Annotated in this window: 8 protein-coding genes and 2 riboswitches; all 8 genes read right to left on the bottom strand. The window is 62.6% G+C overall.

Annotation, left to right across the window (positions count from 1 at the left end; all coding sequences use genetic code 11):
• Positions 1-63: 63 nt before the first annotated feature.
• The 8 genes from L6762_RS05515 to L6762_RS05480 all read right to left on the bottom strand — a co-directional run bounded on the left by L6762_RS05515 (position 64) and on the right by L6762_RS05480 (position 14330).
• Entirely contained in the window at positions 64-1581 is a 1518-nt protein-coding gene (locus L6762_RS05515; protein ID WP_272878687.1) for an L-serine ammonia-lyase, read from the bottom strand.
• A 129-nt stretch (positions 1582-1710) separates the two neighbouring features.
• Positions 1711-2829 carry a glycine cleavage system aminomethyltransferase GcvT gene (gene gcvT / locus L6762_RS05510; protein WP_237185972.1) on the bottom strand — a complete coding sequence of 373 codons (1119 nt, stop codon included), beginning with the start codon at positions 2827-2829 and terminating at the stop codon, positions 1711-1713.
• Positions 2830-2849: 20 nt separating this feature from the next.
• On the bottom strand, positions 2850-5693 hold the full coding sequence (gcvP, locus tag L6762_RS05505) for an aminomethyl-transferring glycine dehydrogenase (protein WP_237185971.1): 2844 nt from the start codon (positions 5691-5693) through the stop codon (positions 2850-2852).
• A gap of 57 nt (positions 5694-5750) precedes the next feature.
• Positions 5751-5863, bottom strand: a riboswitch (glycine riboswitch).
• Positions 5864-5977: riboswitch (glycine riboswitch) on the bottom strand.
• A gap of 189 nt (positions 5978-6166) precedes the next feature.
• Entirely contained in the window at positions 6167-7387 is a 1221-nt protein-coding gene (locus tag L6762_RS05500; RefSeq protein WP_237185970.1) for an MFS transporter, read from the bottom strand.
• Between the two features lie 10 nt (positions 7388-7397).
• On the bottom strand, positions 7398-8186 hold the full coding sequence (gene narI / locus L6762_RS05495; RefSeq protein ID WP_237185969.1) for a respiratory nitrate reductase subunit gamma: 789 nt from the start codon (positions 8184-8186) through the stop codon (positions 7398-7400).
• A complete protein-coding gene (gene narJ, locus L6762_RS05490) occupies positions 8183-8971 on the bottom strand; it encodes a nitrate reductase molybdenum cofactor assembly chaperone (RefSeq protein ID WP_237185968.1) in 789 nt (262 codons plus the stop codon). The genes narI and narJ overlap by 4 nt, the downstream gene beginning before the upstream one ends.
• A gap of 2 nt (positions 8972-8973) precedes the next feature.
• The gene (narH, locus tag L6762_RS05485; protein ID WP_237185967.1) at positions 8974-10608 is read right to left on the bottom strand and encodes a nitrate reductase subunit beta; all 1635 of its coding nucleotides are present in this window, start codon (positions 10606-10608) and stop codon (positions 8974-8976) included.
• Positions 10608-14330 (bottom strand): nitrate reductase subunit alpha, encoded by a 3723-nt coding sequence (locus L6762_RS05480; protein ID WP_237185966.1) that lies wholly within the window; start codon positions 14328-14330, stop codon positions 10608-10610. The genes narH and L6762_RS05480 overlap by 1 nt, the downstream gene beginning before the upstream one ends.
• Between the last annotated feature and the right edge of the window lie 108 nt (positions 14331-14438).

Genomic DNA, 14438 nt, shown 5'->3' with positions numbered 1-14438 from the left:
TCATGCTACAGCAAAACATTTGCGCTGTCTATACCCAATCTCTGCGACTTTTGCAAACTCCGGCTAGCACTCCACCACGTTGACGGCCAGGCCGCCCATGGAGGTTTCCTTGTAGCGGTGCGACATATCTTCGCCGGTCTGGCGCATGGTTTCGATGACCTGGTCCAGGGAGACCCGGTGCTGGCCGTCCCCGCGCAGGGCCATCTTGGCGGCGGTAACGGCGTTGGAGGCCGCCATAGCGTTGCGCTCAATACAGGGAATCTGCACCAGGCCACCGACGGGGTCGCAGGTCAGGCCGAGGTTGTGCTCCATGGCAATTTCGGCGGCGTTTTCTACCTGCTCGTTGGTACCGCCCATGACCTGGGCAAGACCGGCTGCCGCCATAGAGGAGGCGGTGCCAACCTCGCCCTGGCAGCCCACTTCAGCGCCAGAGATTGAGGCCCGCTTCTTGTAGAGGGCACCGATGGAGGCAGCCGCTAAGAAGAAGTCGACGACAGCATCATCAATGACCTTTTGACCGCGGTGACGCACCGAGGGCACATAGTTGAGGGCGTAGTGCAGCACGGCCGGGATAATGCCGGACGCCCCGTTGGTGGGGGCGGTGACGATCCGCCCGCCAAAGGCATTTTCTTCGTTGACGGCCAGAGCAATCAGATTAACCCAGTCAATAGCGAACTCGGGGGACTTCTTGGGGTCTTCAGCCAGTAGGTCGCGGTGCCACTGGCCAGCTCGGCAGCGCACCTTGAGGGGGCCGGGCAGGTAGCCCATGCGTTCCAGGGAGGAGCCAATACATTCCTTCATGACCTGCCGAATATGCAGGATTCCGGCGCGCACTTCACTCTCGCTCCGCTCGGTCTTCTCGTTTTCCATCTTGAGCTGGGCGATGGAAAGCCCCGCGCTGTTGGCCATGTCCAGCAGCTCTTCACCCGATCCAAAGGGGTAGGGCGCCTTGGAGAGCCCGGTGGAGCCTGATGATTCTTCGTGTTCTTCAACAATAAAGCCGCCACCGATAGAGAAGTAGGTGCGCTCCAGCAGCACGCTCTCCCCCGCGTAGGCGGTGACCTTAATGCCGTTAGTGTGGCGGGGCAGCACCGTGAGCGGACGCAGGGTGATATCGGCTTCCTTGTAGGTCAGGACGGGCCCGCCCACCTTGGTTGCCTCGGGGCCGGGGGCGCCGGACTCAAAGGCAGCTGAGGGGTAGCCTGCCAGGGGCAGGGTGCCGTCTACCTGGTTGCGGTCCATGAGGGCCTCGGCCGCGGCGATATCGATGGTTTCGGGCACGAAGCCGGCCAGCCCCTTAATGGCTGCGCTCATAGTGCCGTGCCCGGAGCCGGTAGCGGCCAGAGATCCGTAGAGGTCGATGTGGACCCGGGTGACGTCGTTGAGTGAGCCTGCGTCAATCAGCTCGGCGATGAACCGGTTGGTGGCTCGCATCGGGCCCACGGTGTGGGAGCTGGAGGGGCCAATACCGATGGAGAACATCTCGAAGACAGAGATGTCATAGTCCAGGGCTTCTGCTTTGGTCTGCGCTTCTGAATGGGGTGGATCAGAAAGGTAGTCGGGGGCGTCGTTGAGGTCCATAGGTGATATTCCTTCGGGGTGTCAAGGGGGCCTAGGTCAGAAAGAACCCTGTGCTACCAACCGGCCCAAGGCCGGTTGTGACGGGGTGGCAGTAGCACAGGGTTCTAAAATAGGGGCGCGCTGAGCGGCTTACTTCTCGCGCTTGTAGAAGGGCAGCTCGACGATATCGAAGGGAGCAACCTTACCACGGATATCGACGTTGACGGTCGCACCTGATGTAGCGTGCTCGGTGGCCAGTAGAGCCATGGCAACGGGGTAGCCCAGGGTAGGTGAAGGAATACCCGAAGTAATCTCACCGATTTCGGTGCCATTCTCGTCTACCAGCTTGGAGCCCGCCCGGCCGGGGCGCTTGCCCTGGGCCTTAAGGCCGACCAGGGAACGAGCCGGGGTCTGCTCAGAGAGCTGGACCAGGGCGTCCTTACCCACGAAGTTGGCGGACTTCTTGGTCAGGGCAATCTCGACCAGCTTGCCCATTCCCGACTCGAAGGGGGTAATGTCGCGGCCCAGTTCGTGGCCGTAGAGAGGCATGCCGGCTTCAAGGCGCAGGGAGTCGCGAGCCGCGAGGCCTGCGGGAATAGCCCCGTGCTTCTCACCGCGCTCGGCCGCCAGGGCCCAGAGCTTAGCGGCGTCCTCGTTAGCGACATAGATTTCGAAGCCGTCCTCACCGGTGTAGCCGGTTCGAGCCAGCAAGGCCTCAATATCGCCGAAGCGGATGGGGGCAGCGGCGTAGTAGCCCATGGAGGTGATGGTCTCGGCGTCGGAGGGGTCCATATCGAGCAGGATAGCCTCTGAGGCAGGGCCCTGAACCGCAACCAGGGAGGTGGCATCGGTTTCGTTGGTCAGGGTCACGTCAAAGCCCTCGGTACGGGCACTCATAGCCTCGTAGTCGACTGCCACGTTAGCGGCGTTGGGAATGACCAGGAACTCTTCCTCACCCAGGCGGTAGGTAATCAGGTCGTCGATGACGCCGCCATCCTCAGCCAGAAGCAGGGAGTACTTGGCCTTGCCCACCTTGAGAATCGACATGTTGGAGAGCAGGGCGTAGTCCAGGAAGGCGCCGGCGTCGGGGCCGGTAACGCGGAATTCGCCCATGTGGGAGAGGTCGAAGAGACCGGCAGCTGAGCGCACGGCCTTGTGCTCTTCAACGTCGTTGGTGTACTTGAGGGGCATATCCCAGCCGCCAAAGTCGGTGAAGGCGGCACCCAGGTCAACGTGGACCTGGTAGAGGGCAGTTTTCTGGGGTGACATAGGGGTAAACCTTTCTAGCCTTAAGCGCTGTGGACTTCGATGTCGAAGGCTTCCATGGGCGGGCATTCGCAGACAAAGTTACGGTCGCCGCCGGCACCGTCGATACGGCCAACGGGGGTGAAGTACTTGTTCAGGCGCAGCTCGTGCACGGGGTAGGCGGCCTGCGAACGGGGGTAGGGGCGGGTCCACTCGTCGGCGGTGACGACCTCGGCGGTGTGCGGGGCGTTGCGGAGTACGGATTCCTCGGCGCTGACCTTGCCGTCGATAACTTCCTGGATTTCATCGTGGATGTTGGTCATTGCCTCGATGAAGCGGTCCAGCTCAGCCAGGGACTCTGACTCGGTGGGCTCAACCATGAGGGTGCCGGGCACGGGGAAGGCCAGGGTGGGGGCGTGGAAGCCGTAGTCCATGAGGCGCTTGCAGACGTCCTCGGCAGTGATGCCGGACGCGGCGGTCAGTTCGCGCAGATCCAGGATGCACTCGTGGGCCACCAGGCCGGTTTCACCCGCATACAGCACGGGGTAGAGAGAGCCCAGCTTCTTGGCGATGTAGTTGGCCGAGAGGATGGCGGTCTCCGAGGAAGCGCGCAGGCCCTCGGCACCGGTCATGGCGATGTACATCCAGGAGATGGGCAGCACGCCGGCTGAACCAAACATGGCCTGGGAGATGGGCAGGGGCGCATCTGCCAGCTGGCCGTCGGCGTCCGCCTCATAACCGTTGCCGGGCAGGTACTTCTCCAGGTGGGCGCCAACAGCGACGGGGCCGACGCCGGGGCCGCCACCACCGTGGGGGATGGCGAAGGTCTTGTGCAGGTTCAGGTGGGAGACGTCGCCACCGAACTTGCCGGGCTGGGCCAGGCCCATCTGGGCGTTGAGGTTGGCGCCGTCTACGTAAACCTGGCCACCGGCGTCATGCACCAGCTGGCAGACCTCAACGACCTGCTCCTCAAAGACACCGTGGGTGGAGGGGTAGGTAATCATGATGCCGGCGATGGTATCACCGTACTTTTCAATCTTGGCCTTGAGGTCTTCAACGTCGATAGAGCCGTCGGGAGCGGTTGCCACACCGGCAACGGCCAGACCCGCCAGGGCGGCAGAGGCAGCGTTGGTGCCGTGGGCGCTCATGGGAATCAGGACGACGGTGCGCTGGGTATCGCCGTTAGCCTCGTGGTAGGCACGGATAGCACGCAGGCCAGCGTACTCGCCGGACGCACCCGAGTTGGGCTGCAGGGAGATAGCGTCGTAGCCGGTGATTTCAACTAGCCAGGCAGAGAGCTCGTCAATCAGGGTCTTCCAGCCGGCAGCCTGGTCGGCAGGCACGTTGGGGTGGATAGAGGCGAACTTGGGCCAGGAGATGGGTTCCATCTCGGCTGCTGCGTTCAGCTTCATGGTGCAAGAGCCCAGGGGGATCATGGTGCGGTCCAGGGCCAGGTCCTTGTCTGAGAGGGAGCGCAGGTAGCGCATCATGGAGGTCTCAGAGCGGTAGAGGTGGAAGACCGGGTGGGTCATGTAGTCGTCGGTCCGCAGCAGGGCTTCGGGCAGCTCGTAGGCGTCGGTCTCCCCCAGTTCCCCGCCCAGGGCAGCTGCCAGGGCTTCCAGGACCTCATCGGTGTGGGACTCGCCCACGGAGATGGAGATACGATCTGCTGAGATTTTACGGACGTTGATACCGGCGTCCAGGGCCTTGGCGACCAGCTCGTCGGCGCGTCCTTCAGCTTCAAAGGCGACGGTGTCGAAGAAGGTGTCGTGGACCAGCTTCAGGCCGGCTGCGGTACCGGCAGCAGCGATGCGGGAGGCCTTGTCGTGCAGGCTGTTGGCGATGGCGCGCAGGCCCTCGGGGCCGTGGTAGACCGCATAAGCACCGGCAGCGATAGCTAGCAGGGCCTGGGCGGTACAGATATTAGAGGTGGCCTTTTCGCGGCGGATGTGCTGCTCGCGGGTCTGCAGGGCCAGGCGGTAGGCGGGCTTGCCGAAGGCGTCCTTGGAGACACCGACCAGACGGCCGGGCAGGTTGCGTTCCATGCCCTTAGAGACGGCCATGAAGGCTGCGTGGGGGCCGCCATACCAGAAGGGCAGGCCAAAGCGCTGGGAGGAGCCAACAGCGATGTCGGCACCCTGGTGGCCGGGGGCGGTCAGCAGGGTATGGGCCAGCAGGTCGGCAATGACAGTGACCAGGGCGCCGCGGTCCTTGGCAGCCTTGATGAGCGGCTCGATGTCGCGGACTTCGCCGTCGTGGCCGGGGTTGGAGATAATGACGCCGTAGAGGTCACCTTCGGGCAGGCCGTCAGCGAAGTCGGTGATTACAAAGGGAATGCCCAGAGCTTCGGCGCGGCCGCGGACGACCGAGAGGGTCTGGGGCAGGGCGCGGGCGTCGAGAGCGAAAAAGCCGTTCTTAACCTTGCGGTTGGCGCGGTGCATCATGACGGCTGCCTCGGCGACGGCGGTTGCCTCATCGAGCAGGGAGGCATTGGCGATGGGCAGGCCGGTCAGCTCCATGACGGTGTTCTGGAAGTTCAGTAGAGCTTCGAGACGGCCCTGGGAGATTTCGGGCTGGTAGGGGGTGTAGGAGGTGTACCAGCCCGGGTTTTCGAGGATGTTGCGGCGGATAACGGCCGGGGTGATGGCGTCGTAGTAGCCTGCACCGATCATCTGGTGCTTGACCTGGTTCTGGGCGGCGTAGGAGGCAATCTTGTTCTGGGCCTCAAGCTCGGTCAGGGGGGCGGGCAGGTTGAGGTCGCCCTCTAGGCGAATATTGGAAGGGATGACCTCGTTGATAAGGGCGCCGAGGCTGTCGTAGCCCAGCACCGAGAGCATGGTTTCTTGGTCGTTTGAGCGGGGGCCAAGGTGGCGGTCGATGAATGACATGGTGACTCTCCAGGGGTAGAGGGTAAACCTGCCCACAGGGGTGCCCTGTGGTGGTGCCCTCCCCGCTCTGTTAAAACCTGAGAGTTTTGGTTCGCAGCTACCCATCACGCTTGGTAGCGGGCGCGAATTTTGCCCCTTCGGTGGGGGTTTGACGCCCCTCTCCAGAGTTGCCTAACTGAGCGGTACATGTGCCTGAGAGTTTCCCGGGGAGGGTTTGCTCCTTCGGCGCCGGTGCCCGTGGTCCCTCAACCTCGAGCATGTACGGTCTCTCCCGCACCAGTTGTAACGGCGTTTTAGTTGTAACAACCCTTATTGTGCCATACCTTACACCCAAAGCACCACATGAGGGACTTTTGGGGTGGAAAAGTCGATTGTACGGGGCGGACGCAACCGCGCCCCGCCCCTGCCCAAAGGCAGGAAAGCGGGGCGCAGGCGTCCGGATATCTCCCTGAACAGAGAGAGCCAAACTGGGCTTAAGCGGCGCGGGCAGGCTTCTTATCTGAGGCCATCCAGAGGGAAACCGCAATGGAGATGACGCAGGTCGCGCCAAGGGCCAGAACGCCCCAGAAGTAGTTGCCGAAAGCGGTGTAGGCAGCGCCCATAATCAGGGGCGGGAAGTAGCCGCCCAGACCACCGGCTGCTGAGACCAGGCCCGATACGGTGCCGGTGTCCTGCGGGCGAACGACCTTGCCCAGCCAGCCGTAAATGGTGCCGGTACCGAACCCCACGAAGAGGGCCATGACCACGTGAAGCAGGGTGTTCACAGCGGTACTCTCGGGCTCGAAGGCGATGCAGACAGCCAGCACGGTCATAGCAACAAAAACGATGAGGGTGGTGAGCTTGCCGCCGAACTTATCGGCTGCGACACCGCCGAAGGGGCGGGCCAGCACGGCGCAGGCTGCGAACATGGCGGCGAAGGTACCACCAGCAACGGCCTCATAGCCGTAGATGTTCTGCATGTAGGTTGACAGGAAGTTGGAGAAAGCCACGAAGGCGCCGAAGACCACAGCGTAGATGAAGCAGAGCTGCCAGGTCACCAGTTTCTTGGACACCGCCAGAATCTTGGGCAGAACAGGCTCGGGGGTGCGGGCCTTCATAACGGGTGAGTCACGGATGAAGAGCCAGACAATGACGGCGTAGGTCAGGGCGACGCAGCTCATAATGACGTGGGTGGGAAAGTAGCCGAAGGCAGCCAGCATACGGGGGTTAAAGAAGGCAGCGCAGGCGGTACCGACCATACCCATGCCGAAAATACCGGTGGCTAGGCCCTTGCGGTGGGGTTCAAACCAGGCCGCGGCGAAGGGGATGCCCACCGCGAAGATAGAACCGCCAATACCCAGGAAGAAGGCTGCCAGCAGGAGCAGGGAGAAGTTACCCATCTGCCCCACCAGGCCGGTAACGAGCACCATGGACCCGGTAAGGGTCAGCATGATGGTGAACATAATGCGCCCACCGAAGCGGTCGGTCAGTGCACCCACCGGAATACGGGCCAGGGACCCAACGATTACCGGGGTAGCAATGAGTAGGGAGCGCTGTCCCTCGGTCAGGCCGTAGGTTTCGGTGTAGTACTTGGCCAGGGGGCCAATCATGGTCCAGCCCCAGAAGCCAATCATGGAGGCCAGGGCCGCCATAATGACGTACTTGAACTGGCCAGCAAGCTGCGGATCTTTCGCAGCAACAGCCGTAGTAGACATGGTGTTTTCCTTAGTGGTGGTGGTGCTGGCGCTCGACCGTGCGGGCGTCCTTATTCACGGAGTCTGCGGTGCCTACCGGCGACCAGCCGCGGGCGTGGTTACGCTTGCCCCGCGAGCGGTAGACGATGTAGGGCCGGAAGATGTAGTGCAGGGGTGCGGTGAAGGCGTGCACCAGGCGGGTGAAGGGCCAGAGACAGAAGAGGATCATGGCCACAATGACGTGGATGTGGAAGGAGGTAGTAGCGCTGGCCATGGCCTCGACGTTGGGCTGGAAGTAGAAGAGGGAGCGGAACCAGACTGAGACGGTTTCACGGTAGTTGTGGTGCCCTTCAATTTCCATAGCGTTGAAGAGGGTTGCTACCGAGCCGAGGACAATGGCGCTGGTGAGGGCCACGTACATCATCTTGTCGTTCCAGGTGGTGGCGCGGAAGACGGTGGCGGAGGTGCGGCGGCGGTAAATCATGGCGAAGAGGCCGATGAGGGTGGCGACCGCTGCAATGGAGCCCAGCACCAGGGCGTTGATGTGGTAGAAGTGCTCGGAGATGCCAACCGCGTCAGTCCAGGACTTGGGGATTACCAGACCCACGATGTGGCCCACGAGCACGACCAGGATGCCGTAGTGGAACATGGGGGAGGCAATCCGCAGCAGCTTGGACTCGTACATCTGGGAAGATCGGGTGGTCCAGCCGAACTGATCGGTCTTGTAGCGCCAGAGGGTTCCGCCGATGACGATGGCGAGGGTGATGTAGGGGAAGATGCCCCAGAGGAAGAAGTCGAGGGCGTTAACTGTGCCGGTCACAGGGTGGCTCCGTTCTTATGGTCGGCACCGATGGTGGCGCCGGGTGTCTGTTCGTGGGGCAGCAAAAGGGGTAGCAGGCGGGGGTCGCCGGGGGCCAGGGCCAGGCCGACAGCTTCTGCGGGCGGGCCTGCGGTGACCAGTTTTTGCACGTCCGCCTGGGTTTCTGGGGAAACTCCGGGCAGGGTCTGGCAGACCGCCTCAATCAGCTCGTAGTAAGGCAGGTTGTCATCGCGCAGGGCCAGGCGAAGAAGTTCCAGGGAGGGCCGGTAGGCCTGAAGCGCTGCCCGCCCGGCACGGGCGTCCACCAGGGCGGTGAATTCAAGAACCATGGGCAGGTAGTCCGGCAGTTCCCCGTGCAGGGTGGTGACCATGCCGGAGTCGCGGTACATCTGCTTGAAACGGGCCAGGGCCTTGCCGCGGCGGCGGGTGTCCCCCTCGGTCCAGTAGGACAGGTGGAAGGCGTGGCGACGCGACAGGTCGTATTCCTGCACATATTCAGCCTGCATGGCGTCGAGCTCGGTTGCCTCGTACCAGGTCTTGATGCGGGCTACACCGCGCATTAAGTAGTCATTGCCGGTTTCTTGGGCAAGCGCGGTGAGTTCGGGCAGCAGGGCGCGGGTTTCTTCGCTGGGGTAGCGCATGAGGACGCTGGTGAGCTGGTAGACCACGGCGTCGGTGGGGTGCCCGCTCCCCCAGTCCATGTCGAAGGGGTCGCCCGAGGGCGGGGTGGGTGGTTCCACCTCCGCCGCGTTGCGTTTGAGGAGTTTGGAGAAGAATCCTGCCACGGCTAGACCTTCTTGCTTCCGGAAGTATCGGGGAAGAGGGAGTCGGGGCGGGTTTTGCCGTCCCACATGAAGATATCGACCTTGCCGTCGGCGCGGGCGGCGTTAGCGTAGGAACCTGCGGAGACAGGCACGGGGCGATCGCCGGGGTCGGTGAAGGCTCCATCGTAGAGCATGCCGGGGCCGCCGTCGGTGTCGAGGGAGCAGCCGATTTCTTCGAGGTTGTGGGCGTCTTCCAGATGGGCGGGAGGAATGACGTAGCGTTCTTCGTACTTGGAGATGGCCATGAGGCGGTACATCTCGTACATTTCTGCACCGGTCATACCGACTTCGTGGGCAATCTCTTCGTTGCCGACGCCGCCGAGGGTGATGTCTCGCATGTAGGCGCGCATGGCGGCTAGCTTTTTGAGCACATTGACCACGATGGTGGTGTCACCTGCGGTGAAGAGCTCGGCAAGGTATTCGACGGGGATACGCAGGGAGTCGATGGCTCCGAAGAGGTTGGCCTGGGACTCTGCGTCGTGGCCCTGTTCCTTGAGCAGGTCGATGATGGGTGAGAGCGGCGGTACGTACCAGACCATGGGCATGGTGCGGTATTCGGGGTGCAGGGGAAGGGCGATCTTCCATTCCTTGGCCAGCTTGTAGACCGGGGACTTCTGGGCTGCGGTAATCCAGGAGTCGGGAATGCCCTGCTTGGTTGCCTCGCGAATCACCTCGGGGTCGAAGGGGTCGAGCATGATGTCAAGCTGTGCCTGGTAGAGCTGCTTTTCATCGGGCACAGAGGCAGCTTCGGTGACGCGGTCAGCGTCGTAGAGGAAGATGCCAATGTAGCGCATGCGGCCCACGCAGGTTTCGGCGCAGACGGTGGGGATACCGTGTTCGATACGGGGGTAGCAGAAAGTACATTTTTCGGCTTTGCCGCTCTTGTGGTTGAAGTAGATCTTCTTGTAGGGGCAGCCGGTGATACACTGGCGCCAGCCGCGGCACTGGTTCTGGTCGACCAGCACGATGCCGTCCTCTTCGCGCTTGTAGATAGCGCCGGAGGGGCAGGATGCCATGCAGGAGGGGTTGAGGCAGTGCTCGCAGATGCGGGGCAGGTAGAACATGAAGGTGCGTTCGAATTCGAACTTGATCTTCTCTTCTGACTGCTGGCGTACCTTCTCCACGAGGGGGTCAAGGTGGCCGGATTCGTGGGCGCCGCCCAGGTTGTCGTCCCAGTTGGGGCCCCACTCGATGGAGGTATCTTCACCGGTAATCAGGGATTTGGGACGCGCGGTGGGAAAGTCATCGCCCAGGGGCGCGCTGGTGAGGTTCTCGTAGTCGTAGGTCCATGGTTCGTAGTAGTCCGAGAGCTCGGGCTGAACCGGGGAGGCAAAGAGGGTAAAGAGCTTCTTGAAGCGGTTACCGCTCTTGAGCTCTAGGCGGCCGCGCTTGTTCAGCACCCAGCCGCCCTTCCACTTTTCCTGGTCCTCGTAACGGCGGGGGTAGCCCTGGCCGGGGCGGGTTTCGACGTTGTTGAACCAGACGTATTCGGTTCCGGCTCGGTTGGTCCAGGCCTGCTTACAGGTGACGGAGCAGGTGTGGCAGCCCAGGCACTTGTCGAGGGCCATGATCATTGAAACTTGTGCCATGACGCGCATTAGTAGGTTACCTCCTGCTTGCGGCGGCGAATTCTTGAAACGATATCTCGCTGGTTACCGGTGGGTCCCAGGTAGTTGAAGGCGTAGGCCTGGTGGGCGTAGCCACCGATCAGGTGGGTGGGTTTGACCATGATGCGGGTGACGGAGTTGTGAATGCCGCCTCGCTTGCCCGACACCTCTGACTTGGGAATGTTGACCAGGCGCTCCTGGGCGTGGTGCACGTAGACCACACCTTCGGGCATACGGTGGGAGACCACCGCGCGGCCCACGAAGACGCCGTTGGCGTTCTCACACTCGATCCAGTCATGGTCCTTGACCCCGATCTTGGCAGCGTCCTGAGGGCTCATCCAGGCATGGGTGCCACCGCGGGAGAGGGTCTGCATGTAGAGGTTGTCGTGGTAGGAGGAGTGGATAGCCCACTTGTTGTGCACCGTCACGTAACGTACAGCTACCGACAGGTCACCGGTCTCACCAATTTCAGGTTCACCGAAGAGGTTGTGCATATCCAGCGGCGGGCGGTAGACCGGCAGCTGCTCGCCCATCTCACTCATCCAGTCGTGGTCGAGGAAGAAGTGCATACGACCGGTGAGGGTGTGGAAGGGCTTGAGCTGCTCGATGTTGAGGGTGAAGGGGGCGTAGCGGCGTCCGCCGGTCTCAGAACCTGACCATTCCGGTGAGGTAAAGACGGGGCAGGGCCGGTCCTGGGTATCGCGGAAGGTAATACGCTTTTCTTCGTTGCCCTCGGCCAGGTGGTGCATCTTTTTGCCCACCCGCTTTTCCAGAGCCTTGAAGCCCTTGAGGGCCACGGGGCCGTTGGAGGTACCCGAAAGCGCCAGGATGGTGTCGGCCAGTTTAATATCGGTGTCGAGAGCCGGCAGGCCAGCGCCCTTACCGCTACCCATGACGCCGTGTTCCTCAGCCAGCTGGGCTAGCTGCTCGTTGACGTCCACGGTCACAAACTTGGTGGTGGTGCCCAGCTTGGAGAGCAGGGGGCCGACCGAGGTGTACATGTCGTAGATAGCCGGGTAGTCACGCTCCACCACGGTAAAGATGGGCATATTCTTGCCCGGGATACCGGCAATTCCCTGGTTCTTCCAGTCAGGCGCATGGCCGCCGGGCTGGGCCAGCTGGCCGGGGGTATCGTGCTGCAGGGGCACGGATACCAGGTCGCTGCGCTTGCCCAGGTGCTTGGCTGCCCACTTGGAGAACAGATAGGCCAGTTCCTTGAAGACCTGGTGGTCGGTCTTGGTCTCCCAGGGCGGGGTAATGGCCGGGGAGAAGGCGTGGATGTAGGGGTGCATATCGGTGGAAGAGATATCGTGCTTCTCGTACCAGGTAGCGGCGGGGAAGACGATGTCCGACAGCAGGGTGGATGAGGTCATGCGGTAGTCGGTGGTCACCAGCAGGTCCAGCTTGCCCTCGGGCGCGCTCTGGGCCCATTTAACCTCGGCAGGCTTGAAATCCTCGGCGTCCTTACCCATGACCGAGTTGTGGGTGCCGAGCAGGTGCTTGAGGAAGTATTCCTCGCCCTTGGCGGACGAGCCCAGCAGGTTGTTGCGCCACAGCACCAGGGTGCGGGGCCAGTTGACCGGGTTATCGACGTCCTCCACCGAGAAGTCCAGGTCGCCCGAGTTCAGGCGCTGGGCAACGTAGTCTGCCGGGGACTCGGCGGTGCCAGCGGCAACCGCTGCGGCACCGGCGTCCGCCAAATCCAGGGAGTTTTCGGGGAACTGGGGGTAGAAGGGCATCCAGCCCATGCGCACGGAGCGGGCTAGGACGCCCGCGGTGTGAACCCCGCGCAAATCCCCCTTGGCTAGGGGTGACTGCAGAGAGTCGGTGGTACGGCCGTCGGAGCGGAACTGGTCGGTGTGCATGTACCAGAAGGCGGTGCCGGCCTGGGTGCGCGGCGGGCGAATCCAGTCCAGGGCGTTGGCCATGTGGGACCAGCCGGTGATGGGGCGAGCCTTTTCCTGGCCGACGTAGTGGGCCCAGCCGCCGCCGTTGCGGCCTTCAGCGCCGCACATCATGAGCAGGGCTAGAATCGCGCGGTAGGTGGTGTCACCGTGGTACCACTGGCAGATACCGGCACCCATGATAATCATGGTGCGGCCACCCGAATCGATGGAGTTCTGGGCGAATTCGCGGGCGGTGCGAATCACAGCATCGGCGGGTACGGAGGTAATGGCTTCCTGCCAGGCCGGGGTGTACTGGGTGTCGGCGTCCTCAAACCCGGTGGCCCAGGTACCGGGTAGACCGGGGCGGCCAATGCCGTACTGAGCCAGCATAAGGTCAAAGACGGTGGTGACAGTCTTGCCCTCGACGGTGATGGTGGGTACGCCACGGGTAATAATCTTGCCGCGGCCCGAGGGCTCGTCGAAGGCGGGCATCTGGATCTCGACGGCGCGCTCGGCGCCGGTCGGCAGATCAAGGATGGACAGGGCGGGTTTGACCCCCTGTAAGTCCAGGTTCCACTTGCCTTCGTCCTCTGCGTTGTAGCGGTAACCCAGTGAACCGTTGGGTACCACAACCTCACCGGTTTCGCGGTTGAGCAGGGCGGTCTTGAAGGACGCATCGGGCACCTGGGCGTGCTCGGTGAGGTTGGCGGCGGTGAGGAACTTAGCCGGCACCGTCACCCCGTCCTCGCGGGCCTCAAGGGTGACCAGGAAGGGGAAGTCGGTATAGGTGCTCACGTAGTTCTCGAAGAACTCAACGCGGCGGTCAACGAAGTTCTCCTTGAGAATTACGTGACCCATAGCCATGGCCAGGGCAGCGTCGGTGCCTGCCTGGGCCGGGAGCCACTCGTCGGCGAACTTGGTGTTATCGGCATAGTCGGGGGAAACCGAGACGACCTTGGTACCGCGGTAGCGCACCTCTGCCATCCAGTGGGCATCGGGGGTGCGGGTCACCGGGATGTTGGAGCCCCACATCATCAGGTAGGTGGCGTCCCACCAGTCACCTGACTCGCGCACGTCCGTCTGGTCACCGAAGACCTGGGGTGAGGCAACCGGCAGGTCGGCGTACCAGTCGTAGAAGGAGGTCATCACGCCGCCGATGAGCTCAATGTAGCGAGCGCCTGAGGCGTGGGAGACCATGGACTTAGCCGGAATGGGTGAGAAGCCGATGTTGCGGTCGGGCCCGTAGGTCTTGATGGTGTGAATCTGCGCGGCGACCACCATTTCGAGAGCTTCGGCCCAGGAGCCGCGCACCAGGCCGCCCTTACCGCGGGCGCTCAGGTAGCGGGATCGTTTTTCGGGGTCAGAGACGATCGAGGCCCAGGCTTCGACGGGGTCGCCCAGGCGGGCGCGGGCTTCGCGGTACATTTCAAGCAGCACACCGCGGATGTAGGGGTATTTCACGCGGGTCGGTGAGTAGGTGTACCAGGAGAAAGCCGCGCCGCGGGGGCAGCCGCGCGGTTCGTATTCGGGGCGGTCGGGGCCGACGGTGGGGTAGTCGGTGGCCTGGGCTTCCCAGGTGATTACGCCGTCTTTGACGAAGACCTGCCAGGAGCATGAGCCGGTGCAGTTGACGCCGTGGGTGGAGCGGACGACCTTGTCATGGCTCCAGCGGTTGCGGTAGAAAACGTCGCCTGCGCGGCCGCCTTTGAGGAAGGCTGCGCGGCCGTCGTCGGTTTCGTCCCACTTGGTGAAGAATTTGCCGAATTTGATGAGCTTGTCAGTGAGCGGCCCGTCGGGCCCAGGTGTGTGTGATGCCTGCTGTGTCATGGGCACCAGTCTACCCAATAATTCGCACAATAAATACCGAATAAAAATCTTCGCTAATTAAGCATCAGGCATACACACATTCAGCGGCGGCAGGGCTTTAAACCACCC

The sequence above is a fragment of the Rothia nasimurium genome (assembly GCF_928381705.1).
In the GTDB taxonomy this organism is placed as follows: Bacteria; Actinomycetota; Actinomycetes; order Actinomycetales; family Micrococcaceae; genus Rothia; species Rothia nasimurium_G.
Note: the sequence above shows the minus strand (reverse complement) of the source record. Positions and strands in the feature narration are given on the sequence as shown.

Excerpts from the sequence above, each read along its gene's own strand:
- L6762_RS05515 (WP_272878687.1), bottom strand. The coding sequence starts at position 1,581 with ATGGACCTCAACGACGCCCCCGACTACCTTTCTGATCCACCCCATTCA.
- L6762_RS05500 (WP_237185970.1), bottom strand. The coding sequence starts at position 7,387 with ATGTCTACTACGGCTGTTGCTGCGAAAGATCCGCAGCTTGCTGGCCAG.
- gcvT (WP_237185972.1), bottom strand. The coding sequence starts at position 2,829 with ATGTCACCCCAGAAAACTGCCCTCTACCAGGTCCACGTTGACCTGGGT.
- L6762_RS05480 (WP_237185966.1), bottom strand. The coding sequence starts at position 14,330 with ATGACACAGCAGGCATCACACACACCTGGGCCCGACGGGCCGCTCACT.
- gcvP (WP_237185971.1), bottom strand. The coding sequence starts at position 5,693 with ATGTCATTCATCGACCGCCACCTTGGCCCCCGCTCAAACGACCAAGAA.
- narH (WP_237185967.1), bottom strand. The coding sequence starts at position 10,608 with ATGCGCGTCATGGCACAAGTTTCAATGATCATGGCCCTCGACAAGTGC.